The organism is Tessaracoccus coleopterorum (assembly GCF_011174705.1).
GTDB classification, from domain to species: domain Bacteria; phylum Actinomycetota; class Actinomycetes; order Propionibacteriales; family Propionibacteriaceae; genus Arachnia; species Arachnia coleopterorum.
On the sequence record NZ_JAANIJ010000001.1, the window covers coordinates 2304144 to 2326748 of the forward strand.

Genomic DNA, 22605 nt, shown 5'->3' on the forward strand with positions numbered 1-22605 from the left:
GGTTGATGAGCCGCGCGAGGCGCGAGATCAAGGGCGTTCCTTTCGGAGGGCCCCGTGGAGGGCCAATGAGGCGGTCGTGTCGTGGTCGAGCATCGGCTCGAAGTGGAACGCGGAGCCGGTGGCGAGCAGTTCCAGGAAGGACACGTACTGGGTGGGGGTGACGCTGAGCTCGTCCGCATGCTCGTCGAACCGTTCGGCGAGCCAGGCGGTGAGGTCGCGGCGGCGGGCGTCGAGTTCGTCCCTTACGCACGCGTCGGGCTTCGCGTGCTCATGGCGGAGCACCATCATCAGGGTGCGGATGCGGTGGATGCGCTGTGCGAGGAGTTCGAGTGTCGCCCTCGTCTTGTCGTCGAGGGAGTCGCCGAGGTCGACGCCGTCGAGCGACAGAGCGAGCTTCTCGTGTGAGAACCCGCGAGCGCGGTCTCCCGGATCAGGTCCTGGAGAGAGTCGAAGACGCGGAAGATGGTGCCCTCGGCGACGCCCGCGGCCTCGGCCACCTGGCGGGTGGTCAGGGCCGGGCCGTGCTGCTCGAGAAGCGGGAGGGTGGCTTCCATGATGGCCGCCCGACGTTGCTCAGGCGGCATGGGTGCTGCGCGTGTCACCGGGCAAGCTTACTGAGTGACCACTCACTCACCAAGTGTCAGGGTCAGGAATTTTCCTGCGGGCCCAGGAGTCGCTCCCGCTCGGCCTCCAGGTTGGCGTGGGCGGCGGCCCCCAGAGGTCACGGCCGCGGGGGTGTGGAAGAGGGGATCGGCCGCGAGGAGCGACTCGACCACGGCCAGCCGGCCGATCCGCCAGGATTCCGCGTCGAGGTGGTCGTAGTCGAGGCGGACGTCGCGCAGATAGACGTGGTAGCGCCCGGGGACCTGGCCGAGCACCGAGAGATCGGCGTCCGAGAGGAGCGCGGCCTGGGGATCGGTCGGAGCGTGGCAGGTCGTCATCCGGACCAGGCGGGCGACCTCCACGACGTCGTCAGGGGTAGCAGCGGCGTGAGTGCCCGCTCGGCGAGCGTGGCCGAGCTCTCCTCGTCGTCGCCCGGATGACCGAGGTAGACGGCGTCGTGGAACCAGGCCGCGAGCCGCGTCGTGCGGGTCGCCCCGGTCAGCAGGTCGAGCGCCTCCAGGCAGTTCGCGAGGTGGCGGACGTCGTGGTAGTGGCGGTGCGGTTGGCCCCACCGGGCGAGGAGGTCGTCGCGCAGCGCGACCGGCAGCCCCAGCGAGTCCCAGTCAGCCCTGGCGGATGCGGCGGCCCGTTCGCGGCTCGGCCACTTCTCGGGCGCCCGCACCCGGAGGCCCGCGTCGACGAGGCGGCGGACGAGTTCGCGTTCGCGCACCGGGGTGGCCCCAGCCTGGAGGAGCGCGGGGTAGCGCCGCGACGGCACGTCGTAGTGGTCGTGGTCGAAGGCCTGTGGCGGCAGCCCGGCGAGCGCGGCGAAGTGGTGCAGCTCGTCGAGAGAGACATCCGAGACGAGGTGGCCGAACAGGGTGCCGTGCGCGGGCCACCTGGGTGGGTCGATCAGGATCGCCATGGGAACTCCTCTACGCTGTGGTCGCCGGGACCCTTGGCCCGTGGACCGCCGACCGATTGGAGCCCCGTGCGCCCGTCCTCACTCGCCACGGTGGCCCTGCTGCTCGTCACCGGCATCTGGGGTTCCACGTTCTTCGTCATCAAGGATGCCGTGTCCCTGATGAGCCCGATCGACTTTCTCGCGGCCAGGTTCGCCATCGGCGCCGCGGTTCCCGCCGTGGTGTTCCTCCCGCGACTCCTTCGTCTGAGTGGGCGACACTGGCTCGCCGGGCTGGGCATCGGGTCGCTGTTCGGGCGGGTCAGATCGCGCAGACCATCGGCCTGCAGACCACAGCCGCCTCCGTGTCCGGCTTCATCACGAGCGTCTACGTGGTGCTGACGCCGCTCGTCGCCTGGCTGGTGCTGAGGGCCCGACCGACGCAGCGCATCTGGGTCGCCGTGGCCCTCGCCACGACCGGGCTCGGGTACTGGGGTTGACCGGGGCGGCCTCCTTCGGCGTCGGCGAGGCCCTGACGCTGCTGAGCGCGGCCATCTACGCCGTCCACATCGTCGCGCTCGGCAGCTGGGCCGGCCGGATGGACGCCGTGGCGCTGGCCGTCGTGCAGTTGATCGCCGTCGCAGCGATCTGCCTCGTGGCCGGCGCGCCCGGCGGATACGACATCCCGCCGGTCGCCGCGGCCTGGGGCGCGATCGCATACACCGGGCTGGCCGCAGGAATCGTCACGATGGTGTTGCAGACGTGGGCGCAACGGCACATCGCCCCGACCCGCACCGGGTTGCTGATGACGCTCGAGCCCGTGTTCGCCGCCCTGTTCGCCGTGCTGCTCGGGGAGAGGACTTCGGCGTCCGGCTCCTGTTCGGCGGCTCACTGGTGCTGGCCGCCAGCGTCGTCGGGGTGCGGGGTGTGGAGGGCGCGGGTCGGGCCGTCGACGGTGTCGCCGACTCCCGGCCGCGGCATCCGGGTTAGGGGAGCGACCTGGTCGCCACCAGCCTCCGGTACCAGTGGGCGGAGTCCTTCCATGTGCGTTCGAGGGTGTCGTAGTCGACGCGGATGATGCCGAAGCGTCGTGAGTACCCCCAGGCCCATTCGAAGTTGTCCAGGAGCGACCAGGCGAAGTAGCCACGCACGTCGGCACCGAGCGCGACGGCGTCGGCGACGGCCCGCAGGTGCCGGTCGAGGTAGTCGACGCGCAGCGGGTCGGGCACGGAGCCGTCGTCGGCAACCTCGTCCTCGAAGGCGGCCCCGTTCTCCGTGACCATCAGCGGGAGCCCCGGGTAGCGGGTGTGCAGGTCTGTCAGCAGCGTCGTCAGGCCCTCAGGTGCGATGTTCCACCCCATCGACGTGTACGGGCCGGGCTCGCGCACGAACGCGACGCGGTCGGCGCCGACCCACGGCGAGGACTCCGACTCCCGGTGGCCCGAGTTGTCGGAGGTCTCATCGGGTCCGACGGCGCCGCGCACCATGGTTGTCGCGTAGTAGTTGACGCCAAGCACGTCGATGGGCTGCCGGATGAGCTCGGAGTCGCCCGGCAGCACGAACGCCCAGTCGGTGATGTGGGCAGTGTCCGCTAGCAGGTCGGCAGGGTAGGCACCGTCCAGGATGGGCCGAGGAAGGCCCGGTTGGCGATGGCGTCGATGCGGCGCACCGCCTCCAGATCGGCCGCAGAGCCGGGGTCGGCGGGACGCAGGACGTGCAGGTTCAGCGTCACGGACTCCCGCGCCGAGGCGCCGAGCACCTCGCGGATGGCCCGCGCGGCGAGGCCGTGTGCGAGGTTGAGGTGGTGCACCGCGGCCAGGGCCGCCGCCGGCTCGGTGCGGCCCGGGCGTGCACGCCCGAGGCGTAGCCCAGGTAGGCGGAGCACCACGGCTCGTTCAGGGTGGTCCACGTCTCGACCAGGTCGCCCAGTTCGCGGGCCATCGCGGCCGCGTACCGGGCGAATGCCTCGGCCGTGGCGCGGACGGGCCACCCGCCCGCGTCCTCCAGTTCCTGGGAAGGTCCCAGTGGTACAGCGTGACCACCGGCGCGATGCCGCGTTCACGCAGCCGGGTCAGCAGCGCGCGGTAGAACGCCACCCCTCGGGTTGAGCCGGTCGCCCCCGTGGGGCAGCACCCGCGACCACGAGATCGACAGCCGGTAGGCGTCAACGCCGAGCCGGGTGAGGTGATCGACGTCGCCCTCCCAGCGGTGGTAGTGGTCGCAGGCGACGTCTCCGGTGTCGCCGTACTCGGTCAACCCCGGCGTGTGCGAGTAGGTGTCCCAGATCGACGGTGTGCGGCCACCCTCGGCGGCGGCGCCCTCGATCTGATAGGACGCGGCGGCCGCGCCGAACACGAAGTCGGGGGAGAATCGCACCTCAGGCATGAACCACGACCTCACCGGCGCCGTCGGCCTCCACTGAGCCACCACCGACCACCTCGACCGACCATGGTGCGGTCGCATCGTCGCTTGACACCCGGATAGTGTCGCCCTCGCGACGCACCCGGAACGATGCCGGCGCCCCCGTGCCGCCGGCGATGCGGGTCACCTCGTCGTAGCCGTCGGGAAGCTCGAACAACCGCAGCGTGACGCCATCGGCCCAGGCGTACTCGGGAGTGTCGTCGACGGCGCCGACGGGCAGCACGGTGCCCGGGCGGACGTAGAGCCCGAGCGAGTCGAACCCGTAGCTGCGCGTGACCCAGCCGCCTCCCGAGATGGAGCCGTCGAGCAGGTGCGTCCAGCGCCCGCGGGCAGGTAGGTGTCGGCCAGGCCCGACGCGGTGAACACGGGTGAGACGAGCAGCGATGGGCCGAGCATGTACTGCAGGTCGACGTCGCGCGCCCCGACGTCGTCGGGGAACTCCAGCACCATCGGCCGCATCATGGGAACACCACCGGTGGCCTCCTCGGCGGCCGCGGCCAGGTAGGGCATCAGGGAGAGCTTGAGCCGCGTGAATCTCGCCGTCAGCTCGACGGCCTCCTCATCGAAGGCCCACGGCACCCGGTAGGAGCCGGATCCGTGCAGGCGTGAATGCGATGAGAGCAGCCCGAACGCAAGCCAGCGCTTGAATACGCCCGCGTCGGGGACCCCCTCGAAGCCACCGATGTCGTGGCTCCAGTAGCCGAAGCCGGACATCGCGAGCGAGAGCCCACCCCGGAGCGACTCGGCCATCGACGGGTACGTCGAGTCGCAGTCGCCGCCCCAATGCACGGGTACTGCTGGCCACCCGCGGTGGCGGAGCGGGCGAAGAGCACTGCCTCGCCCTCGCCCCGTTCCTCGACGAGCAGGTCGTGGACCGCCCTGTTGTACAGCTGCGGGTAGTAGTTGTGCATCCGCCCGGGTCGGACCCGTCGTGCCAGACGACGCCGTCCACAGGGATGCGTTCGCCGAAGTCGGTCTTGAACGCGTCGACGCCCTGGTCAAGCAGGGCCTTCAGCTTCGAGCGGTACCAGGCGACGGCGTCCGGGTTGGTGAAGTCGACCAGCCCCATGCCCGCCTGCCACTTGTCCCACTGCCAGACGCCACCGTCGGTCGTGCGGACGAGGTAGCCGAGCGAGCTGCCCTCCTCGAACAGTGCGGAGCGCTGCCCGATGTACGGGTTGATCCACACGCAGATCCGTAGCCCCTTCGCCTTCAACCGTGCGAGCATCCCCTGTGGGTCGGGGAACGTGCGTGGGTCCCACTCGAAGTCGCACCACTGGTATTCGCGCATCCAGAAACAGTCGAAGTGGAACACCGAGAGAGGGAGGTTCCGCTCGGCCATCCCGTCGATGAAGCTGGTGACGGTCGCCTCGTCGTAGTCGGTGGTGAAGGAGGTCGACAGCCACAGCCCGTACGACCAGGCGGGGAGCCGGGCGGCCTCCCGGTGAGGGCGGTGTAGCGGGCCAGGGCGTCCTTCGGGGTCGGTCCGCCGATCAGGTGGTAGCGCAGCCGCGAACCGCCGACGGAGAACTGCACCCGGGTGTTGACCTCGGAGCCCACCTCGTAGGAGACGAGTTCCGGGTGGTCGACGAAGACACCGTAGCCCTTGCTCGTCACGTAGAAGGGCACCGACTTGTACGCCTGCTCGCTGGCCGTGCCGCCGTCCTCGTTCCAGATGTCGACGACCTGCCCGTTCTTCGTGAACGGGCCGAACCGCTCGCCGAGCCCGTAGACCCGCTCGGACGGGTCCATCGTCAGCTGTTCGTGGATGAACTCGGTGCCGTCTCCCCGTGTCATGGAACCGACGGACTTGGCCCCCGATGTGGTGAGCTCGCGCCCGGCCTGGAGGTAGCGTGCGCCCCACAGGCCCTCGGTCGGTACCCGCACCTCCACGTCGCCCGACCGCAGCACCGCCTCCGTTCCACCTATCTCGATCTCGGGTGTGAACCCTCGGCGCGGTTCAGGGCGAACTCGGGCCCTGGCGTGGGGCGGCCGGCGTGGTGGACGATCTCTGTCGTGATCACGCCGGGTGCGGGCGAGGAGTACGTGATCGTCAGCATCGGGCGGTTCAGGATGTCGCCCCGGCTTCGGATCACGGCGGTGGCCGCGTAGACGGTCAGGGTGCCGCGGGCCGGGTCGGCCCGCACGTCGTCGATCTCCACCGCGTAGAGGGCCGTGTACTCGGGCCGGATGGCCCAGTAGCCGTCGGTGAACTTCATGGACTTCTCGTTTCGGGGTCGGGGTCACTTCACCGAGCCCGCGGTGACACCGCGGGTCAGGGTGCGCTGGAAGATGAGGAAGAAGATGAGCGCGGGCAGGAGCGACACCAGCGCGCCCGCGTTGGTGGTCGGGGCGTCCATCATGCGGTCGCCCTGCAACGAAGCCAACGCGATCGGGATCGTCTGGGTGTCGTTGTTGGTCAGCATCACGAGCGGGATGAAGAACTCGTTCCACGTCCAGATGAAGAAGAACACCATCAGGACGCCCATCGTCGGGCGGACGATCGGGTAGACGACGTCGATGAGGATGCGGAATCTTCCCGCGCCGTCGAGAGCAGCGGCCTCCAGGAGTTCGCGTGGGAAGGTGCCGAGCACGGAGCTCAGCAGGTAGATCCCGAAGGCGGCCTGGATCACCGTGAAGATGATGATGACCGACAGGCGCGAGTTCGAGAGGCCCACGTCGTTGGCCATGGTGAACAACGGGTAGATCAGGGCCTCCTGCGGCAGCATGTTGGCGATCAGGAACAGGCCGAGCAGCCACGTCCTGCCGCGGATCCGGCCGATTCCGATCGCGTACGCGGTGACGAGGACAGAAGCGCGCCGAGAATGGCGACGGCACCCGAGATCAGCACCGAGTTGAGGAGCTTGAGGGGAAGTCGGTGCGCGTCCAGAACGCGACGAGACCGTCGGTGTAGAGCTCGGTCGGGAAGCTGAGGGGGCCGTTGTTGGAGTAATCCTGCGGCGACTTCAGCGCGTTGAGCGCCATGATGAAGAACGGTGAGAGCATCAGGAGCGCGAAGATCGCGGCGGCCGCGAGCACGAGCCAGCGGGCGGCGCCTCTACGGTGACGGGCGCCGGGCTTTACGGCGGTTGTCGTCATGTCGGGTGCCTTCCCAGGGTTGTGCCGGGCGCCCGGTCTCTGAGCGGTGGTGGTCATGTCAGACGCCCTCCCTCTCGTGACGCTCCACGCGTGCCTGCAGCGCGAGGATGCCCCGGCGACCGCGATGATCACGAGCGTCAGGACGGTGGCCACCGCGGAGCCGTAGCCGACCTTCGACTTGTCGAAGAAGTTCAGGTAGGAGTAGTAGCTCGGTACGAGCGTCGAGCCTTCGGGCCCGCCCGGGTCAGCACGTAGATGGGGCGAACACCTTCAGCGCCGCGACGGTGCACGTGAGGGTGACCACGAAGGTCTCGGGGCGGATCTGGGGAATCGTGATCGCACGGAACCGGGCTACCCAGCCGGCCCCGTCCAGCTCGGCGGCCTCGTAGAGCTCGGGGTCCACCCGCTCGAGGGCCGCCATGAAGATGACGACGGGGTACCCGATCTGGGCCCAGATGAGCACGAGCATGACGGTGCGCATCGCCAGGTCGGGGTCGCCGAGCCAGTTGGGCGGTGACGCGACGCCGAGGCCTCGCAGGATCTCGTTGATCGCTCCGGTCTGGGCGTTGAGGATCCAGTTCCACAGGACGCCTGCGACGGAGACGGGGAGGATCTGGGGCAGGTAGTAGGTGGCCCGCAGGAAGGACGAGACCCCCGAGCCGAAGCGCCGGCCGAGGTAGTCGAACAGCACGGCGGCGAGGATCAGGCCGATCAAGGTCGGCACGATCACCATGGCGATGATCATCCAGACGGAGTTCTGGAACGACATCCAGAACGCCTCGTCACCCAGCAGGTCGCGGTAGTTGCCGAGCCCGTACCAGCGCATCGGGGCGTTGCCGCCCCGCCACTTGAACAGGCTCGTGTAGATGTTCATCACGAGCGGGTAGCCGATGATGACGGCGAAGGCGATGATGCCGGGGAGCAGGTAGGGCAGGTACGCCCAACGCGACTCGCCGCGTCGCCGGGGTTCAGTCATGGCTCGGTGCCTCCTGTGGCTGACAGGGTGTTTCGGGGATGGGTGGGGCGGAGTCCGCCCCACCCTGACGAACCGTGGACCGGTCAGCCGTTGAGGAGTTCCTCCTTGCCCTCGACGTACGGGGCCTGCAGGCCGTCGAGCACGGCTGTGACGTCCTTGTTGCCGTTGACGAGGGCCTGGAGCTGAGCGACGATCACGTCGTAGTAGCCCGGAACCGGCCAGTCGGGGTAGAACGCGAGGCCGTCGTCGGTGAGGATCCCGTTGAAGGTGTCGGTGAGGTTCTTGACCTGCTCATCCGTGATGGTGGCGTCGCCGCCCGCGACCGGGAGGCCGCCGTTCTCGGCGAACACCTGCTGCACCTCGGGCTGAGCGTGATGTCGATGAAGTCGGCGGCCAGCGTCTTCGAGTCGGCATTTTCCGGGATGACCCAGATGTTGCCGGACGACCCGGGGTGCAGCTTGTTGCCCGGGAAGGAGAACATCCCCAGTCGTCCTTCTTCTCCGTTGCGATGCGTCCGAACCACCAGGAGCCGGACACCATCATCGGGTACGTGCCGTTGATGAACGACACGCCCATGTCTTCAGCCGTGAGGGCTGCGACGTCCTTGTCGATGTAGCCGGAGTCGATCCACGCCTGCAGCTTCTCGGTGCCCTTTGTCATCTCGGGCCCGTGGAAGTCGACGTCATTCTTGAAGAGCTGGTAGTTGTCGACGAAACTGCGCTCAGAGTTGGCGAGGACGAGCTCGTACCAGAGCTGTCCGAGCGGGTACTCCGAGCCGCCCGTGGCGAGCGGGGTCGTTCCGGCGTCCTTGAACTTCTTCAGGACCGCCTCGAACTCGTCGAGGGTGGTCGGGACGGCCACGCCCATCTCCTCGAAGGCAGCCTTCGAGTAGTAGACGCCGACGTACTCGCCGTAGTTGGGAACGCCGAACCACTCGCCGCTGCCCATCAGCCCCTGCTCGTTGTACCGTGCCGTGGTGGCGATGGATGCCGGGAGCTTCTCCTCCCAGCCGTACTCGTCTGCGAAGTCGGTCAGCGGGGTGATGAGGCCCTGCGCCGCGAGCTGCCCCGCGGTGGCGTTGCCCTTGTTGTACTCCATGACGTCGGGCACCTTGTCGCCGGTGAGCACGATCTTGGCGTTCTTCTGGATCTGCTCGAAGGTCTGCATCTCGACCTTGACCGTGGCGTCGGGATGCTTGTCCTCGAAGATTTCGATGGCCCTATTCCAGGCCTTGCCCATCGCGGAGTCGTCGTTCTCGTAGTGCCAGATGGTGAGGGTCTTGTCTTCCTTGTCTGCGTCACCGCCTGCGGATCCGCCGCCGCCCGCGCAGCCTGTGAGGGCGAGGGCGAGTGCCGCAACCGCTGCCACCAACGACAGTCTGGGATTTCGCTTCATTGCGTTTTCCTTTCGGTTCGAGGAGGCCGGCCGGCGTCCTCAGCTGTTGGTCCGAGCGGGACCGAGGCTCATTCCCTCGCCGTAGATGCAGGGGATTGAGGTGTTGGCAACCTGGGGCGGTTCGCCGTTGAGTTGCGCCACGAGCGAGTCGACGGCGAGGCGCCCGAGGGCTGTGCCGGGAACATCCATCGTGGTGAGTGGGGGTTGGACATCTCGCTGACACCCATGGAGGTGGCCAGGCCGATGATCGAGACATCGCCGGGGATTGAAAGTCCACGGCTCTGCAGTGCGGAGTAGACGCCGAATGTTGCCAACTCGTTCATGGTCATGAAGGAGGTGACGCCTGGGTGTGAGTCGAGGATCTCCGCCGCCACCTGTCTGCCCGCGGAGGGGGTGTCCTCGCAGGTGCGGGCGATCGGGGAGAGGCCCAGGTCGGTGAGGTAGGCCCGATACGCCTGGTCGGCGCGCACCGAGGGCCCGTACCCCGTGGCGAGCGACTGGCTCGAGTGGTTGATGAAGGCGATCTCGCGGTGACCAAGCCCTACCAACCGGTCGACGGTCTCCTGGACGGTCGTACCGAAGTCGATGTCAACGCTGGAGCGTGAGCTGATGTCACGCGTGGCGCCGATCATGGCGTAGGGCACCCCGGCGGCGTCGAGGGCATCCGCCCTCGCGTCATCGAGATGGACGCTCATCATGAGCACGCCGTCGGCCTGGCCCTGTGCGACCAGGCTGCTCATCATGCGGGTGTCGTCGTGTGGGATGGGCCAGAGCACCAGGTGGTAGCCGAGTTCCCGTGCCCGCTCCGCGGCCGCGTGGATGAACTCCCCCCGGTGGTCCCGACGCCGCGGTCGGCGTCTGGGTAGAGCATCGCGAGGACGCTTGTCTTCCTGCTCGCCAGCGAGCGGGCACTGGCGTTGGGCTGATAGCCGAGTTCCGCCATGGCCGCCTCGATGCGCGCCTTGGTGGCCGGGCGGATGGGGCGGGCCCCGGATAGCGCGTAGGACACCGTCGAGACGGATACGCCTGCCTGGCGTGCGACGTCTGTGATGGTGGCCATGGAACACTCCCTCGTGTCGTCGAAGCGCTTAGTCGAAGCGTTTCGATGACATGAGTATGTATCGGGTCGCAACTTAAGTCAAGGGCAATGCGTCACAACTTGATAACGAATCGGGATGTGCGCTGACAGGCGCCGACGCCCGGGCTGGATCATCCGGCCCGGGCGTCGGGAGGGGTGGGTCAGGCCTGTGGGCGCAGCAACGGGTAGAGAATCGTCTCGCGGATCCCGACGCCGGTCAGCAGCATGATGAGGCGGTCGATGCCGAGGCCGAGGCCACCCATGGGGGCACACCGAACTCGAGGGCCTCCAGGAAGTCGGCGTCGAGCGCCATCGCCTCCGGGTCGCCTGCGGCCGCCTTGAGTGACTGAGCCACCAGCACCTCGCGCTGGACGATCGGGTCGATCAGCTCGGTGAAGCCGGTGCCGCGCTCCATGCCTCCGATGATCAGGTCCCAGGCCTCGACCTTCCCGCGCTCGGTGCGGTGCGGGCGGGCCAACGGCTGCGCGATCGACGGGTAGTCGTAGACGAAGGTGGGCTGCAGCAGCCCCGGTTCCACGAGCTCCTCGAACAGCTTCATCGCCATCTTGTCCGCGGCGAGCTTGGGGTCGTACTCGATGTCGCGACCCTCTGCGATCGCCCGCAGGTGCTCGAGCGGGGTGTCGACCGTGACCTCCTCGCCGACGGCCGAGGACAGTGCCGGGTAGACGGGCAGCCACTCCCATTCGCCGTCGAGATCGATGACGCCCTTCGGGGTCTCCACCTGACGTGAGCCGACGGCGTCGGCCGCGGCCACCACGATGTCCTGGATCAGGCGCGCGATGGTGCGCTGGTCGCCCCAGGACTGGTAGGCCTCGAGCATGGTGAACTCCGCCGAGTGGCTGGAGTCGATGCCCTCGTTGCGGAAGACGCGGCCGAGTTCGAAGACGCGGTCGGCACCGCCGACCATGGTGCGCTTCAGGTGCAGCTCGAGTGCGATGCGCAGGCTCATGTCGATGTCGAACGCGTTGATGTGCGTCTCGAACGGGCGGGCGGCCGCGCCGCCGTGCACGAGCTGCAGAATCGGTGTCTCGACCTCGAGGTAGTCGCGGGCGTAGAGCGTCTCGCGGACGGCGCGGGTGATGGCAGAGCGCTTGCGGAGGATGTCGCGGGCCTCGTCGCGGACGATCAGGTCGACGTAGCGGCGACGCACGCGGGCCTCCTCCGACAGGTCCTTGTGGAGGACGGGCAGCGGCCGCAGCGACTTGGCTGCCATCCGCCACTCGGAAACCATGATCGACAGCTCGCCTCGCTTGGAGGCGATGACGCGACCGCTGACCCACACGAAGTCGCCGAGATCGACGTCGCTCTTCCAGGCGTTGAGCGCCTCCTCGCCGACCTCGGCGAGAGAGAGCATCACCTGCAGTCGCTCACCATTGTCGTCAGGGGTGAATCCGTCCTGCAGCGTGGCGAAGGCGAGCTTGCCGGTATTGCGGATGAACACGACGCGGCCGCCAGCGGTGACGACGTCCTGCGTCTCCTCGCCTGCCTCAAGGTGCCCCAGCCGGCGCGGATCTCGCGGAGGGTGTGGGTGCGCGTCAGATCGGCCGGGTAGGCCTCGACTCCGGCGTCCAGTAGGCGCTGGCGCTTCTCCTTGCGGATGGCGGTCTGCTCGGAGTCACTTGGCAACTGGTCAGGCGTCTTGGTCACGCGCGACATCCTACCGTCGACGCGGCCGGCGAGGCCTCCTCGGGCGGGTCGCTCCCGGGATCCGCGGCCCGGGGCGACGATACGCTTGCGGGCATGACCGTCCAGCCACCGCGACCCGACGGGGGACAGCGACCCCGGCCGCAGCCCATGGCGCCCAGGCAGCCGAATCCTCGGCCGCCGGCGGCGCCGGTGCCCCGCAACCACAGGTCGCCGGGGGCCGCGTTCCGAGGCCCACGCCGTCGGCACCGCCGATCTCGCCGCAGCCCCAGCGTGACATCGACCCGCGGGAGCCTGCCAACGTTTCCTACCCGATCCCCGTGGCCACCACGGATTTCCTGCCCGGCAGCGAGATCACGGGAGTGGTCGGGCTGGTCATCGGGTGTCGACCCGGCCGCGGGACCTCGCCCACAATCCCGAGATGGGGTTCATCAATACTGCCGCCCGACAGGACGCGGTCGGCGCGATGGTGAAACTCGCGCTGGAGCTGGGAGCGGACGCTGTCGTCGGGGTGCGGTTCGACGGCGGGAAGATCAGTGAGACGGTCAGCGAACTGACGGCCTACGGCACGGCTGTGCGGCTCCGGTAGAGCTGGCCCAGATGGGTAAAACCCGTAGCCAGTCATCATAAATCGCCGAAAATTGTTGCCCCGGGTAGTTCCATAACGTATCGAACGGGGGTAGAATCGGAGCATGTTGGACGGCCCGTTCCCGAACACCCGCGATGAGGCCATCGCGCGGCTGGAACAGGGCCTCGACCAGTGGAATGCGGCCCCACCAGAGGCCTCCGTCACCCGGAACACGAGTTGGAGCAGTTGGCCTCCCTCAACACCCTGATCGACCGACTGCTCGCCACCCGCTCCCTGGCCATCTCCGACGCTGACCGGCGCCGTGTTGCGGAGGCTGCGACGGGGTTGACGATGGCTGTGTGGCTGAAGTCGACGCGGCGGGCGACGAAGGGTGAGGCGACCGGGATCATCTTCGCCGGCCATGACCTGGCCGCACATCCCGAGGTCGGGCGGGCGGCGGTGGATGGGCGGTCTCGACCAGGCAGGCCGCGTGTATCACGGCGATGCTCGACGATCTCCCGTCCCGGTTGACGCTGGAGCAGCAGGGCAGGGCGGCGGAGTTCCTGGTCGCGAAGGCCGCTCGGCTCGACACGAACGGGTTGAAGCGCCTCGCCAGCGAAGCGCTGGACGCCGCGGATCCGGTCGAGTCGGAGGCTGATGCGGCGCAGCGGGAGCAGGTGCGGTTGGAGGCGCAGCAGCGTCGCGCGGAACGGAACCGGGCGTTCCGGTACCACTACGACGACGGATCGCTCCATTTCTCCGGTCAGGTCCCCGCCGTCGACGGCGCCGAACTGGTCCGCCTGGTCGAAGCCAGGGCCGAAGCCGTCAAGCGTGCCACCCGTGACGATCGACGCTCGGCAGGCGTGGGGCGGCCTGAGGTGACTCCGGAGCAGCGCGCCGCGGACGCGTTCATGGCCATCATCCACGGACATGACACCTCGGGTGTGCGGGTGGCGCAGGACCGGGCCCGGGTCGTGGTCCACCTCGACGAAGACACCCTCCACCGTCGCGTTGAGCAGGCAGGAGTGCTGCCGTCGGGGCAGAAGATCCCGCAGGTGAGTTGCGGCGCCTGTGCTGCGACGCTGACCTCACCCCGTCGTCCTCGGGTCCGCCTCTGAGGTGTTGGATCTGGGCCGAACGCGGCGGCTGGTGTCCGATGAGATGCGCCTCGCGCTCACCATCCGTGACCGTGGCTGCGCGTTCCCCGGCTGCGACGCGGCCGACCATGAGTGTGAGGCCCATCACGTGATCCCGTGGTGGGATGGCGGCCCGACCTGCCTGGGGAACCTGGTCCTGCTGTGTCCGAAGCACCACAAACTGGTCGAACCACCCCGGATGCACCACCCGCCAGGCAGACCTCCAGACGGAACCCGAACCTCTGGGCGGGACTCTGCCCGGGAGCGGTGGCATGTCCGGATCGACGTCCATGGGATGCCCGAGTTCCTTCCCCGGCACGGCTCGACCCGACACGCTCCCCGATCCCGGCCACGGCACCCTGCCCTGACCGTCTGACCCGCCCCATCGGCGGGTCGGACGGTGCGCCCCGGCCCAGCTGAACATCCGGGAAGGCATCCACCGACCGGAGCCGGCCGTGATGGCGTCGTCCGCATCACCCCATCCGGTCCCCGCGAAGCAGCCGGGCAGTGGCCACTATTTCCAGCAGGACCGACCAGAATCGGCCACTGGCCCATTTCTCCAGGAGGCCCGGCAGGAGGACGGGCAAGTCAGTGGGCACCTTTTCCAGGCAGACCGACCAGAATCGGCTACTGGCCCATTTTTCCAGGAGGCCCGGCAGGAGGACGGGCAAGTCAGTGGGCACCTTTTCCAGGCAGACCGACCAGAATCGGCCACTGGCCCATTTTTCCGAGGCCCGGCAGCCCAGACCCGGCGCGCGCAGAACCATCCCCGTTGCTGCCAAGAACCCCAACCACCGCGCAACCCTGGCCGGTGGCCCAGACGGGGATCCCCGTCTGCCGCGACGCCACCAAGGAGCGGGGTAGTGGTCACTATCTTCAGCAGGACCGACCAGAATCGGATACTGGCCCATTTTTCCGAGGGCCCGGTAGAGGGCAGTGGCCAGTATTTTCAGCGGGACCGATCAGAATCGGCCACTGGCCCATTTTTCCGAGAGCCCTGAAGAGGGCAGTGGCCAGTATTTTCAGCGGGACCGACCAGAATCGGCTACTGGCCGATTTTTCCGAGTGGTCCGGTAGGTCAGGCCAGGGCCACGCGGACGCCAGCCTCGACGGCCTCGAAGCGCAGCTCGGCGAGGGTCGCGACGCACAGGTCGGCACCCAACTCGTCGGCGGTGTGCCCGGTGGTCACCCCGATGACGGCGCAGCCGGCGGCGCGCGCCCCGGCGATCCCGGCGGGGCGTCCTCCACCACCAGGCAGCGGGCCGGGGCGAAGCCGAGCAGTTCGGCCGCCCGCAGGAACGAGTCCGGGGCGGGCTTTCCGTTCTTGACGGTGTCGCGCGGAACCACGACGGACGGCATCGGAAGGCCGGCCGCCCCATCCGGGCGGTGATGAGGCGCGTCGTGCACGAGGTCGCGATCGCCTTGCGGTGCTCGGGGATCGACTCAAGGGCGGCGAGGGCACCCGGAAGCGCGACGACGCCGTCGGTGTTGGAACACTCCAACTCGTCGATGCGCCGTCCGGCCGCCGGCGCGATGTCCGCGGGCAGCAACGCCCGGGCGACCGCCTCGGTGGGCATGCCGGTATAGCGCCGCATCTCCTCGAGGGCGATGCCGTACTCCTCGGCGAAGATCCCGTAGGCCGTCATCATCGAGGCGTGGGAATCAGCCAGCGTGCCGTCGAAGTCGAAGATGACGGCGTCGAAGACCCCGAACGGCTCCTGCAGAGTGGTCACTTCCAGAGCGTCATGAAGGAGAAGCACGCCACGATCAGGCCGAGGCCGATCGCGATGTTCCAGTCGCCCAGGGCCCGCATGAACGGGATCGCCTGGCCGGCGAGGCTGTTGACGACCATCCACGCCACGCCGACGAGGCCGACGGGGATGAACACCGCGGGCACCCAGTTTCGGTTGGCCGGGCGAGGCGCTTCCTCTCGCTGCGCTGTTCAGCCAGTTCGGCTGAGTCCCTGCGCTGCTTCTTGACCTCGGCCTTCTTGCGGACCTTGGATTCGGGCACTGGAGGCCTCCTAGACAAAAGATGTAACGGCGACCAGCCTAATTGAGTGTGCCCAGAATGCACACTCGGGCGTTGCGTGCGCGGTTAGGCTTGGCACCATGACGCTCCGGGACCGCATCGCGCAGCGGATCCCGCGCGTGCGCGCCAACATCGGGCAACAGCGTCGGCGCACGCCCCGTGGCCGCATCGCCACCATCCTGGTGTGCGTCCTCGCGGGGCTCATGATGAGCGTCGCAGCCGTGGCCGCCCGCGGCACCGACCTGCGTAGCGACCGTGGCGCCGACCTGCGCGACCTGATCGTCACCCAGGCCGACCGGAACGAGGAACTGCGGGCAGCGGCGGCCGGACTCGACGCCGAGGTGTCCTCGCTGGCCGCCGCGCAGGGCGGAACCGGCGAGTTGGGCGAGCAGGTGCACGCCGCGGAGATCGCCGCAGGCCTCGTCGCCGTCGACGGTCCGGGTCTTTCGGTGACCCTGAGTGACGCGCCCTCCGACTTCCGGCCTGCCGGTGTCGACGACGATGCCCTCGTCGTGCACCAACAGGACATCCAGGCGGTGGTCAACGCGCTGTGGGACGGGGGAGCAGAGGCCATGACCATCCAGGGCAGCGGGTCATCTCCACCACAGGGATCAAGTGCGTGGGCAACACCGTCGTGCTGCACGGGATCCCGTACGCACCGCCCTACGTGATCGAGGCCATCGGCGACTCCGGCTCACTCCAGCAGGGGCTGGACGACTCGCGCGCGGTCCAGATCTACCGCCAGTACGTCGACGCCTACGGACTCGGCTACACGGTGAGCGTCCGGAGCGACCTGGAGTTGCCGGCCTACAGCGGAACCGTCGGCCTCCGCTTCGCCACGCAGGGCTGAGCGCGGGCTCAGCGCAGCTTCGTCGACACCAGCGGCGAAAGCCCCACGGCGCGAGCCGGGGCCTCCGCGTCGCCGCACACCGCGAGCCAGTTCGCGAGCATCTGATAGCCGCCCTCGGTGAGCACCGACTCCGGATGGAACTGCACGGCCTCGACGGCGAACTCGCGGTGGCGCACGGCCATGATCACGCCCGATTCGGTGCGGGCGGTCACCTCCAGGACGTCGGGAACGGTCTCCTCGACGATCGCGAGCGAGTGGTAGCGGGTGGTGGTGATGGGGGAAGGGAGCCCGGCGAAGACGCCTTTCCCCTTGTGGAAGACCGGCGACGTCTTGCCGTGCAGCAGTTCCGGAGCCCGGTCGACGACCCCGCCGTAGGCGACGCCCATGGCCTGCAGCCCGAGGCAGACGCCGAACAGCGGCACAACCCCGCCCAGGGTGCGCACGACGTCGACGCAGACACCCGCCTCCTCAGGGGAGCCCGGGCCGGGGACAGCAGGATGCCGTCGAACGCCTCGTGCCAGTCGGGCCGATCGAAACCGGGGCGTCGTTGCGCCACACCTCAACCTCGGCGCCGAGCTGGGCCAGGTACGAGACGATGTTGTAGACGAACGAGTCGTAGTTGTCGATGACGAGGATGCGTGCCACGGCGCAATTGTGCCACCGGCCACGCACCCAGGGGATGCGTGACCGGTGGTCGGGCCTGTCTGCGACTGTCAGGGCGCGGGCGTCGTCTGCGCCGCGCCGGGTGACTCAGACGCGGCCTGGGCGATCGACACCTCGATCTCGGTGCCCCGCTCCACCACGTCGCCCTCCTTTACGGACTGCTGGAACACCAGCCCGGGGTCTGGTCGTCGGTGGGAACCATCAGGACCTTGATGCGGAATCCGGCGTCCTGCGCACGCTGGGTCGCCGCCGCCTCGTTCATACCGGTCAGGGACGGCACGACCGACTTGCCTGTGGCCACGGTCAGCGTGATGGGCGTGTTGAAGTCGACCGTCTTTCCCTCGCCCGGTTCGACAGAGATCACGCGCCCGGCCTCCGCGCCGATCGGTTCGGTGGCGGGATCGGCCTCACGGGCGGCTGGATATTGGTGAAGCCGAGGCCCTTGAGCAGGTCCTTCGCCGTTTCGTAGGGACGTCGAGGACACTGGCGGGATCTCGGCCCCGGTCGCGCCGGTCGAGACGAAGTAGACCACCGTCGAACCCGGCTTCACCGGCATGTTGGGAATCGGATCCTGGCGGATGACCTTGCCCTTGTTCGCGTCGGTGCCCGCCTCCTCGCGGCGGTCCCCGACCAGGTCGGCGTCGCGCAGCAGGCGCTCGGCCTCGACCTCGGTCTTGTCCGTCAGGTCGGGGACGAGGACGTTCTGCGGGTCGGGGAGGCGCTCGGTGTCGGGCTCGGGCTGCTTGAGACGGTGGGGTGGGCGTGGGGTGGGCGACGCGGAGGGCTCCGCCGTCCCGGGGGCCGCTGAGCAGCATGGCGACTGCCACGATGATGCCCACGAGCACCAGCCCGGCGATGGTCAGCAGCACGATGAGGCCCTTGCGGCTCTTCGGCTCCTCCTCGACCTCCTCCAACGCGTCCTCCGGAAGGTCGGGGCTGGCGGCGGGTACGGCGGGTACGGCCGCCGTGACGGCCGGCGGGACGACGCCGCGGCGGGCGGTGGTCGTCATCGGGTCGCTCGGGATGATGCGGGTGGCCTGGTCGGCCTGGTTCAGCGCGAGCACAGGCTCGCCCGCGATGCAGCGGTTGATGTCATCGCGCATCTCGCTGGCATCGGAGTAACGGTCGCCGGGATCCTTCTCAAGGGACTTCAGGACGATGGCATCCATCGCCGGAGTCACCTCGGCATCGAGCTGGGACGGCGGGACGGGATCTCGCGCACGTGCTGGTAGGCCACCGAGACGGGGGAGTCGCCCTTGAACAGCGGCTGTGAGGTCAGCAGTTCGTACAGCAGGCAGCCGACGGAGTAGATGTCGGAGCGGTTGTCGACCTTCTCGCCGCGCGCCTGCTCAGGGGAGAGGTACTGGGCGGTACCGATCACGGCCGCCGTCTGCGTCATCGTGGCCGACGTGTCGGCGACGGCACGGGCGATGCCGAAGTCCATCACCTTGACGGTGCCGTTGGGCGTCAGCATCACATTGGCGGGCTTGATGTCGCGGTGCACGATCCCGGCCCGGTGCGCGTAGGCGAGCGCGTCCAGCACGCCGGCCGTGAACTCGAGGGCCCGTTCGGGCACGATCTTGCGTCCGTCGCGCAGCACCTCGCGCAGCGTCACGCCCTCGACGAGCTCCATCACGATGTAGGGCACCGACACGTCGGAGCCGGTGTCGCGTTCCTCGCCGGTGTCGTAGACGGCCACGATGTTCGGGTGGTTCAGGCCGGCGGCCGACTGCGCCTCACGGCGGAACCGCGCCTGGAAGGTGGGGTCGCTCGCCAGATCGACGCGCAGCCGCTTGACTGCGACGTCCCGCTCGAGACGCAGGTCACGGGCGCGCCACACCTCGGCCATGCCGCCCCGCCCGATGATCGCATCGAGCTGGTAGCGGCCGCCGAGCAAGGCTCCTCGCTCTGTCATCGCTGCCGGTCCTTTCGGTTTGTCCTGCACCATCTTGCCGAATGGGCATGAGAGGAATCTGAGAACCTCATCGGAGAGCCTCCAAAGTGGCCTTGAAAATGGGCGCGGCCAGCTTGCCGCCCGAGATGTCGTCGCGACCGACGTCGGCGTTCTCCACGAACGCGACGATCGCGACGGAGGGGTCCTCGGCGTAGCCGACGAACCATGCGTACGGGGGCGGTCGGGCGCGGTCTGCGCCGTGCCGGTCTTGCCGCCGATCGTGACGCCGTCAATCCGGGCCGGCTTACCGGTGCCCTTCTCGACCACGGCGATCATCATCTGCTGCATCAGCTTGGCGTTCGCCTGGGTGAGGGGCCGCGACTGCTCCTCGGGGAGCGGGCGTCGAGGACCGTCAGGTCGCGGTTCGTGACCGAGCTGACCAGATACGGCTTCATCATGACACCGTCGTTGGCGATTGCGGCGGCCACCTGGGCGATCTGCAACGGGGAAGATGCCACATCGAACTGCCCGATCGCCGTCAGCGCGGTCTGCGCCGCGTCCAACTCCGTCGGGTAGCGCGAGGTGGCGGCGGCGATGTCGATGGTCGGGTCCTGGTTGAACCCGAAGGCCTCGGCCTGCGCCCGGATCTTGTCGGCACCGAGCTGGAGACCCAGGTTGCCGAACGCGGTGTTGCACGACGTCTGCAGCGCCTGCTGAAGCGACACGCGCTGCCCGCCGCAGTCGGTGGAGTTACCCATCGTGCGGCTCGAGTTCGGCAACGGAAGCGAGTCGGGCGAGTCGACCATGGAGTCCGGCACCATGCCGTCGGCCAGGGCGGCCGCCGCGGTGACCAGCTTGAAGGTCGATCCGGGGGATACACCTCACGGGTCGCGCGGCCCTTGAGCGGCTCGTCCTCGCCGTTGAGGAGTTCGTCCCACGCTTTCTGCGCGTCGCGGAGGTCGACGGTGGCGAGCAGGTTGGGGTCGTAGGTGGGGGTCGAGACGAGCGTGAGTACCTGGCCGGTCTTGTAGTCGATCGCCACGACGGCACCCCGCTTGTCGCCGAGGGCGCGCACCGCAGCCGCCTGGGCCGCCGGGTTGAGCGTGGTCTGCAGATTGGCGCCGCCCGAGCGCCTGCCCGTCAGGAGGTCGATGATCCGGCCGAGCGCCTGGTCGTTCGACGTGCCGGCGAGCTGCTCGTTGTAGGAGGACTCGAGCCCCGAGCGTCCGAAGTCGTAGGAATACCAGCCGGTCACCGAGCTCCACAGCTCCGGGTCGGGGTAGGTGCGTACAAACGGGAACCGGCCGCTACCGGGCAGCGACTCCGCGATGGGCTCGTTGCCCACGAGGATCGCGCCGCGGTCACGCGCGAACTCCGCGTCGCGGACGCGGCGGTTGCGCCCGTCGGCGTTGAGCGAGTCGGCGCGCACGACGGAGGTCCAGGTCAGGTTGACCAGCAGCGCCGCGAGCAGCACCGAGACGAAGATCGTCACCTTGCGGATGGGGCCGTTCATCGGGCGATCACCGTCGTCAGCGCCTCGAGGTCGCCTGCCTCCTGCGGCGCGGCCGTGGCCGCCTGCGGCATGCGGGCGCGGTGGGAGATCACGAGCAGGATGCCGATGATGATCCAGTTGGCGATCAGGCTCGAGCCGCCCTGCGACATGAACGGCGTCGTCAGGCCGGTCAGGGGCAGCAGGCGGGTGACGCCGCCGATGATGGCGAACACCTGCAGCGCGAATGTGAAGCTGAGGCCGGCGGCGAGCAGCTTGCCGAAGCCGTCGGGCACCGTCAGCGCCGCTTTGAAGCCGCGGGCGATCAGCAGGCCGTAGATCACGATGATGCCCATCAGGCCGACGATCCCGATCTCCTCGCCGAGGGCCGCTGCGATCATGTCGCTCTTGGCCAGCGGTGTCAGACCCGGCCGGCCCAGGCCCAGCCGCGGCCGAACAGGCCGCCCCAGGCGAAGCCGAACTGGGCGCTGATGATCTGCAGGTTCCGGTCGTAGTCGCTGAACGGGTCGAGCCAGGCGTTGACGCGGCGTGGCACATGGTTGGTGAACTTGTACGCGGCGAGTGCCGCCCCCACGAACAACAGCCCCGCCAGGATCGGCCAGGCGGGCCGCTCCGTGGCGATGTAGATCATCACGGTGAACAGGCCGAAGAACAGCAGCGAGGTGCCGAGGTCGTTCTGGAACACCATGACCGCGATGGCGGCGAGCCACATGACCATGATGGGTCCGAGGTCGCGGGCGCGGGCAGCTCGAACCCGAGGAAGCGTCGTCCGGCCAGTGCGAGCACCTCGCGCTTCTCGTAGAAGTAGGCGGCGAACGCGATGGCGAGCAGGATCTTGGCGATCTCGGCCGGTTGGAACGAGAATCCCGCGACACGGATCCAGATCCGCGCACCGCCCGACGCGTGCCCGATGCCCGGCATCAGCGGCAGCAGCAGCAGGATCAGGCCGCCGAGGAACATCAGGTACGGGTAGCGCTGGAGCCTGCGGTGGTCGTGCAGCACGAGCATCACGGCGATGCACAGGACGATGCCGAGCCCGGTCCAGATCAACTGCGTGGTCGAGTCGGTCCTGATGGGTTCGGGATCTGGTCGATGCGGTAGATCATCGCGAGGCCGAGCCCGTTGAGCAGGAACACGGACGGCAGGATCAGGGGGTCGGCGTACGGCAGCCGGAAGCGCACCGCGAGGTGGGCAACCAGGCCCATCCCGAACCAGACCCCGGCAACGGGCAGCAGGTTCGACGGCAGCGTGCCGTACAGGTTCAGGTTGGTGATCACCCAGCCCGAGTACCCGAAGGTCTGGGCGAGCAGGATGAGGAGGAGTTCGACGCCGCGTCGCTTGCGGTAGACGATCACCTCGTCGGAGAGTGCCGGCTGGATCTGGTCGCTCATCAGCAGGCCTCTGGGTCTGCCTCTTCGGTCGCCGTCGGGGTGACGGTGATGGCGCTCGGGAACGGGCCGGCCGTGGCCGACAGGCCCGGATCGGGCGTCACGGTCACGGACGGGTCGATCGGGAGCCCCGGCCCGGTGGGCTGGACCGTCGGAAGTGGCGAGGGCGCGAGGGTCGGCTTGGGGTGGCTGCGTTCCTCCCGTACCTCGACGCAGCGTCGGGCCAGCTCACGAAACGATTCGGTCGTGCCCTCGGCTGAACCGGCGCTCGACAGCGGGATCGTGGCCTCCACCTGGCGTTGGAAGAAGCGGGGGAGGTCGGCCACCGCGATGTCGGTGCGTTCGACGAGTGTGCTCAGGCTGAGGCCGAGGAATCCGCCGGGGAGCCCGTTGTAGACGGCGACAAAGCCCTCGTCGGCGCCCACGA

At 68.7% G+C, this 22605-nt stretch carries 30 protein-coding genes and 9 pseudogenes; 8 read left to right on the forward strand and 31 right to left on the reverse strand.

From position 1 onward, the window contains the following. Positions 1 to 27: 27 nt before the first annotated feature. The 4 genes from G7085_RS26540 to G7085_RS26545 all read right to left on the reverse strand — a co-directional run bounded on the left by G7085_RS26540 (position 28) and on the right by G7085_RS26545 (position 1528). Positions 28 to 288 carry a hypothetical protein gene (locus tag G7085_RS26540; protein ID WP_231979550.1) on the reverse strand — a complete coding sequence of 87 codons (261 nt, stop codon included), beginning with the start codon at positions 286 to 288 and terminating at the stop codon, positions 28 to 30. Beyond that, positions 288 to 554: a helix-turn-helix domain-containing protein gene (locus G7085_RS14785; protein ID WP_231979551.1), complete on the reverse strand. Its 267-nt coding sequence runs from the start codon at positions 552 to 554 to the stop codon at positions 288 to 290. Before G7085_RS14785 ends, G7085_RS26540 begins: the two co-directional genes overlap by 1 nt. A 72-nt stretch (positions 555 to 626) precedes the next feature. Then, positions 627 to 965 (reverse strand): hypothetical protein, encoded by a 339-nt coding sequence (locus G7085_RS14790; RefSeq protein WP_197511570.1) that lies wholly within the window; start codon positions 963 to 965, stop codon positions 627 to 629. Then, positions 938 to 1528, reverse strand: coding sequence for a DUF4031 domain-containing protein (locus tag G7085_RS26545; RefSeq protein WP_231979552.1), 591 nt, complete (start codon positions 1526 to 1528; stop codon positions 938 to 940). Before G7085_RS26545 ends, G7085_RS14790 begins: the two co-directional genes overlap by 28 nt. A gap of 66 nt (positions 1529 to 1594) precedes the next feature. Here G7085_RS26545 and G7085_RS14800 point away from each other — a divergent pair, with 66 nt between their 5' ends. Together G7085_RS14800 and G7085_RS14805 are read left to right on the forward strand one after the other, a co-directional pair. Further along, entirely contained in the window at positions 1595 to 1906 is a 312-nt protein-coding gene (locus G7085_RS14800; protein ID WP_331715697.1) for a hypothetical protein, read from the forward strand. Positions 1907 to 2000: 94 nt separating this feature from the next. After that, positions 2001 to 2582, forward strand: a complete 582-nt coding sequence (locus tag G7085_RS14805; protein WP_197511572.1) for a DMT family transporter — start codon at positions 2001 to 2003, stop codon at positions 2580 to 2582. Here G7085_RS14805 and G7085_RS26550 read toward each other — a convergent pair. The 17 genes and pseudogenes from G7085_RS26550 to G7085_RS14850 form a co-directional block, all read right to left on the reverse strand. Then, positions 2491 to 3129: a glycoside hydrolase family 1 protein gene (locus G7085_RS26550; protein WP_331716006.1), complete on the reverse strand. Its 639-nt coding sequence runs from the start codon at positions 3127 to 3129 to the stop codon at positions 2491 to 2493. The two genes, G7085_RS14805 and G7085_RS26550, sit on opposite strands and share 92 nt — an antisense overlap. Continuing rightward, positions 3096 to 3600, reverse strand: a pseudogene (locus G7085_RS35125) (family 1 glycosylhydrolase). The gene G7085_RS26550 and the pseudogene G7085_RS35125 overlap by 34 nt, the downstream one beginning before the upstream one ends. Next, positions 3563 to 3880, reverse strand: a complete 318-nt coding sequence (locus G7085_RS26570) for a family 1 glycosylhydrolase (protein WP_331715700.1) — start codon at positions 3878 to 3880, stop codon at positions 3563 to 3565. The pseudogene G7085_RS35125 and the gene G7085_RS26570 overlap by 38 nt, the downstream one beginning before the upstream one ends. Before the next feature lies 1 nt (position 3881). Next, a complete protein-coding gene (locus tag G7085_RS26575; RefSeq protein WP_231979555.1) occupies positions 3882 to 4082 on the reverse strand; it encodes a hypothetical protein in 201 nt (66 codons plus the stop codon). Beyond that, complete coding sequence (locus G7085_RS35130; protein WP_408647213.1) at positions 4049 to 4435, reverse strand: hypothetical protein; 387 nt, start codon at positions 4433 to 4435, stop codon at positions 4049 to 4051. Before G7085_RS35130 ends, G7085_RS26575 begins: the two co-directional genes overlap by 34 nt. Positions 4436 to 4480: 45 nt before the next feature. Beyond that, positions 4481 to 4836, reverse strand: a pseudogene (locus tag G7085_RS35135) (TIM-barrel domain-containing protein); the annotation flags it as partial. Positions 4837 to 4934: 98 nt separating this feature from the next. After that, positions 4935 to 5600 (reverse strand): annotated as a pseudogene (locus tag G7085_RS32850) (TIM-barrel domain-containing protein); the annotation flags it as partial. After that, a pseudogene (locus G7085_RS32855) lies at positions 5558 to 5860 on the reverse strand (alpha-xylosidase); the annotation flags it as partial. The pseudogenes G7085_RS32850 and G7085_RS32855, both read right to left, overlap by 43 nt. After that, positions 5851 to 6144: a hypothetical protein gene (locus G7085_RS26595; protein WP_231979557.1), complete on the reverse strand. Its 294-nt coding sequence runs from the start codon at positions 6142 to 6144 to the stop codon at positions 5851 to 5853. The gene G7085_RS26595 and the pseudogene G7085_RS32855, both read right to left, overlap by 10 nt. A 24-nt stretch (positions 6145 to 6168) precedes the next feature. Then, positions 6169 to 6654: a carbohydrate ABC transporter permease gene (locus G7085_RS26600; RefSeq protein WP_231979558.1), complete on the reverse strand. Its 486-nt coding sequence runs from the start codon at positions 6652 to 6654 to the stop codon at positions 6169 to 6171. 115 nt (positions 6655 to 6769) lie between these two features. Continuing rightward, the gene (locus G7085_RS26605; RefSeq protein WP_231979559.1) at positions 6770 to 7177 is read right to left on the reverse strand and encodes a hypothetical protein; all 408 of its coding nucleotides are present in this window, start codon (positions 7175 to 7177) and stop codon (positions 6770 to 6772) included. Between the two features lie 91 nt (positions 7178 to 7268). Then, on the reverse strand, positions 7269 to 8000 hold the full coding sequence (locus G7085_RS14825) for a carbohydrate ABC transporter permease (RefSeq protein ID WP_231979560.1): 732 nt from the start codon (positions 7998 to 8000) through the stop codon (positions 7269 to 7271). An 83-nt stretch (positions 8001 to 8083) separates the two neighbouring features. Next, positions 8084 to 8350, reverse strand: a complete 267-nt coding sequence (locus G7085_RS14830; RefSeq protein ID WP_197511573.1) for a hypothetical protein — start codon at positions 8348 to 8350, stop codon at positions 8084 to 8086. Further along, complete coding sequence (locus G7085_RS14835; RefSeq protein ID WP_197511574.1) at positions 8292 to 9395, reverse strand: ABC transporter substrate-binding protein; 1104 nt, start codon at positions 9393 to 9395, stop codon at positions 8292 to 8294. Before G7085_RS14835 ends, G7085_RS14830 begins: the two co-directional genes overlap by 59 nt. 68 nt (positions 9396 to 9463) lie before the next feature. Beyond that, positions 9464 to 10171, reverse strand: a complete 708-nt coding sequence (locus G7085_RS14840; protein WP_197513092.1) for a substrate-binding domain-containing protein — start codon at positions 10169 to 10171, stop codon at positions 9464 to 9466. Beyond that, positions 10135 to 10455: a LacI family DNA-binding transcriptional regulator gene (locus tag G7085_RS14845; RefSeq protein WP_231980491.1), complete on the reverse strand. Its 321-nt coding sequence runs from the start codon at positions 10453 to 10455 to the stop codon at positions 10135 to 10137. Before G7085_RS14845 ends, G7085_RS14840 begins: the two co-directional genes overlap by 37 nt. Positions 10456 to 10634: 179 nt before the next feature. Then, a pseudogene (locus G7085_RS14850) lies at positions 10635 to 12150 on the reverse strand (lysine--tRNA ligase). 409 nt (positions 12151 to 12559) lie between these two features. On the opposite strand from G7085_RS14850, the gene G7085_RS14855 reads away from it, so the two are divergent. The 5 genes from G7085_RS14855 (at position 12560) to G7085_RS35140 (ending at position 14218) form a co-directional block, all read left to right on the forward strand. Continuing rightward, a complete protein-coding gene (locus G7085_RS14855; RefSeq protein WP_197511576.1) occupies positions 12560 to 12727 on the forward strand; it encodes a heavy metal-binding domain-containing protein in 168 nt (55 codons plus the stop codon). 103 nt (positions 12728 to 12830) lie between these two features. Next, entirely contained in the window at positions 12831 to 12974 is a 144-nt protein-coding gene (locus G7085_RS14860) for a hypothetical protein (protein WP_197511577.1), read from the forward strand. Then, complete coding sequence (locus tag G7085_RS14865) at positions 12944 to 13237, forward strand: hypothetical protein (RefSeq protein WP_197511578.1); 294 nt, start codon at positions 12944 to 12946, stop codon at positions 13235 to 13237. Before G7085_RS14860 ends, G7085_RS14865 begins: the two co-directional genes overlap by 31 nt. Next, complete coding sequence (locus G7085_RS14870) at positions 13210 to 13824, forward strand: 13E12 repeat family protein (RefSeq protein ID WP_197511579.1); 615 nt, start codon at positions 13210 to 13212, stop codon at positions 13822 to 13824. Before G7085_RS14865 ends, G7085_RS14870 begins: the two co-directional genes overlap by 28 nt. A 43-nt stretch (positions 13825 to 13867) precedes the next feature. Continuing rightward, the gene (locus G7085_RS35140) at positions 13868 to 14218 is read left to right on the forward strand and encodes an HNH endonuclease signature motif containing protein (RefSeq protein ID WP_408647214.1); all 351 of its coding nucleotides are present in this window, start codon (positions 13868 to 13870) and stop codon (positions 14216 to 14218) included. Between the two features lie 97 nt (positions 14219 to 14315). On the opposite strand, the gene G7085_RS26610 is transcribed toward G7085_RS35140, so the two are convergent. The 3 genes from G7085_RS26610 to G7085_RS26615 form a co-directional block, all read right to left on the reverse strand. Further along, positions 14316 to 14609, reverse strand: a complete 294-nt coding sequence (locus G7085_RS26610) for a hypothetical protein (RefSeq protein WP_231979561.1) — start codon at positions 14607 to 14609, stop codon at positions 14316 to 14318. 255 nt (positions 14610 to 14864) lie between these two features. Continuing rightward, positions 14865 to 15575, reverse strand: coding sequence for an HAD family hydrolase (locus G7085_RS36360; protein WP_197511581.1), 711 nt, complete (start codon positions 15573 to 15575; stop codon positions 14865 to 14867). Further along, a complete protein-coding gene (locus G7085_RS26615) occupies positions 15572 to 15739 on the reverse strand; it encodes a cell division protein CrgA (protein WP_331715702.1) in 168 nt (55 codons plus the stop codon). The genes G7085_RS36360 and G7085_RS26615 overlap by 4 nt, the downstream gene beginning before the upstream one ends. A gap of 340 nt (positions 15740 to 16079) precedes the next feature. Between G7085_RS26615 and G7085_RS14890 the strand changes: the two are divergent. Continuing rightward, a pseudogene (locus G7085_RS14890) lies at positions 16080 to 16723 on the forward strand (DUF881 domain-containing protein). An 8-nt stretch (positions 16724 to 16731) separates the two neighbouring features. On the opposite strand, the gene G7085_RS14895 reads toward G7085_RS14890, so the two are convergent. The 7 genes and pseudogenes from G7085_RS14895 to G7085_RS14920 form a co-directional block, all read right to left on the reverse strand. Continuing rightward, positions 16732 to 17166 carry a glutamine amidotransferase-related protein gene (locus tag G7085_RS14895; protein WP_456300399.1) on the reverse strand — a complete coding sequence of 145 codons (435 nt, stop codon included), beginning with the start codon at positions 17164 to 17166 and terminating at the stop codon, positions 16732 to 16734. A gap of 25 nt (positions 17167 to 17191) precedes the next feature. Beyond that, the gene (locus G7085_RS36365; protein WP_269451875.1) at positions 17192 to 17368 is read right to left on the reverse strand and encodes a glutamine amidotransferase-related protein; all 177 of its coding nucleotides are present in this window, start codon (positions 17366 to 17368) and stop codon (positions 17192 to 17194) included. A 169-nt stretch (positions 17369 to 17537) separates the two neighbouring features. After that, a complete protein-coding gene (locus G7085_RS32860; protein WP_197511582.1) occupies positions 17538 to 17750 on the reverse strand; it encodes a PASTA domain-containing protein in 213 nt (70 codons plus the stop codon). A 43-nt stretch (positions 17751 to 17793) separates the two neighbouring features. Beyond that, positions 17794 to 19301, reverse strand: a pseudogene (pknB, locus tag G7085_RS35155) (Stk1 family PASTA domain-containing Ser/Thr kinase). Between the two features lie 67 nt (positions 19302 to 19368). Then, positions 19369 to 20793: pseudogene (locus tag G7085_RS32870) on the reverse strand (peptidoglycan D,D-transpeptidase FtsI family protein). After that, positions 20790 to 22181, reverse strand: a pseudogene (locus tag G7085_RS35160) (FtsW/RodA/SpoVE family cell cycle protein). Before G7085_RS35160 ends, G7085_RS32870 begins: the two co-directional pseudogenes overlap by 4 nt. Then, on the reverse strand, positions 22181 to 22603 hold the full coding sequence (locus G7085_RS14920; protein ID WP_197511583.1) for a hypothetical protein: 423 nt from the start codon (positions 22601 to 22603) through the stop codon (positions 22181 to 22183). The pseudogene G7085_RS35160 and the gene G7085_RS14920 overlap by 1 nt, the downstream one beginning before the upstream one ends. Positions 22604 to 22605: the final 2 nt, after the last annotated feature.

Bases quoted from the DNA above. Each gene is read 5' to 3' on its own strand.
- G7085_RS26540 (WP_231979550.1), bottom strand. From the start codon at position 288: ATGATGGTGCTCCGCCATGAGCACGCGAAGCCCGACGCGTGCGTAAGG.
- G7085_RS14785 (WP_231979551.1), bottom strand. From the start codon at position 554: ATGGAAGCCACCCTCCCGCTTCTCGAGCAGCACGGCCCGGCCCTGACC.
- G7085_RS26545 (WP_231979552.1), bottom strand. From the start codon at position 1,528: ATGGCGATCCTGATCGACCCACCCAGGTGGCCCGCGCACGGCACCCTG.
- G7085_RS35130 (WP_408647213.1), bottom strand. From the start codon at position 4,435: ATGCCCTACCTGGCCGCGGCCGCCGAGGAGGCCACCGGTGGTGTTCCC.
- G7085_RS26595 (WP_231979557.1), bottom strand. From the start codon at position 6,144: ATGAAGTTCACCGACGGCTACTGGGCCATCCGGCCCGAGTACACGGCC.
- G7085_RS26600 (WP_231979558.1), bottom strand. From the start codon at position 6,654: ATGCTGCCGCAGGAGGCCCTGATCTACCCGTTGTTCACCATGGCCAAC.
- G7085_RS14825 (WP_231979560.1), bottom strand. From the start codon at position 8,000: ATGACTGAACCCCGGCGACGCGGCGAGTCGCGTTGGGCGTACCTGCCC.
- G7085_RS14835 (WP_197511574.1), bottom strand. From the start codon at position 9,395: ATGAAGCGAAATCCCAGACTGTCGTTGGTGGCAGCGGTTGCGGCACTC.
- G7085_RS14845 (WP_231980491.1), bottom strand. From the start codon at position 10,455: ATGGCCACCATCACAGACGTCGCACGCCAGGCAGGCGTATCCGTCTCG.
- G7085_RS14855 (WP_197511576.1), top strand. From the start codon at position 12,560: ATGGGGTTCATCAATACTGCCGCCCGACAGGACGCGGTCGGCGCGATG.
- G7085_RS14860 (WP_197511577.1), top strand. From the start codon at position 12,831: ATGTTGGACGGCCCGTTCCCGAACACCCGCGATGAGGCCATCGCGCGG.
- G7085_RS14870 (WP_197511579.1), top strand. From the start codon at position 13,210: ATGCTCGACGATCTCCCGTCCCGGTTGACGCTGGAGCAGCAGGGCAGG.
- G7085_RS35140 (WP_408647214.1), top strand. From the start codon at position 13,868: ATGCGCCTCGCGCTCACCATCCGTGACCGTGGCTGCGCGTTCCCCGGC.
- G7085_RS26610 (WP_231979561.1), bottom strand. From the start codon at position 14,609: ATGGTTCTGCGCGCGCCGGGTCTGGGCTGCCGGGCCTCGGAAAAATGG.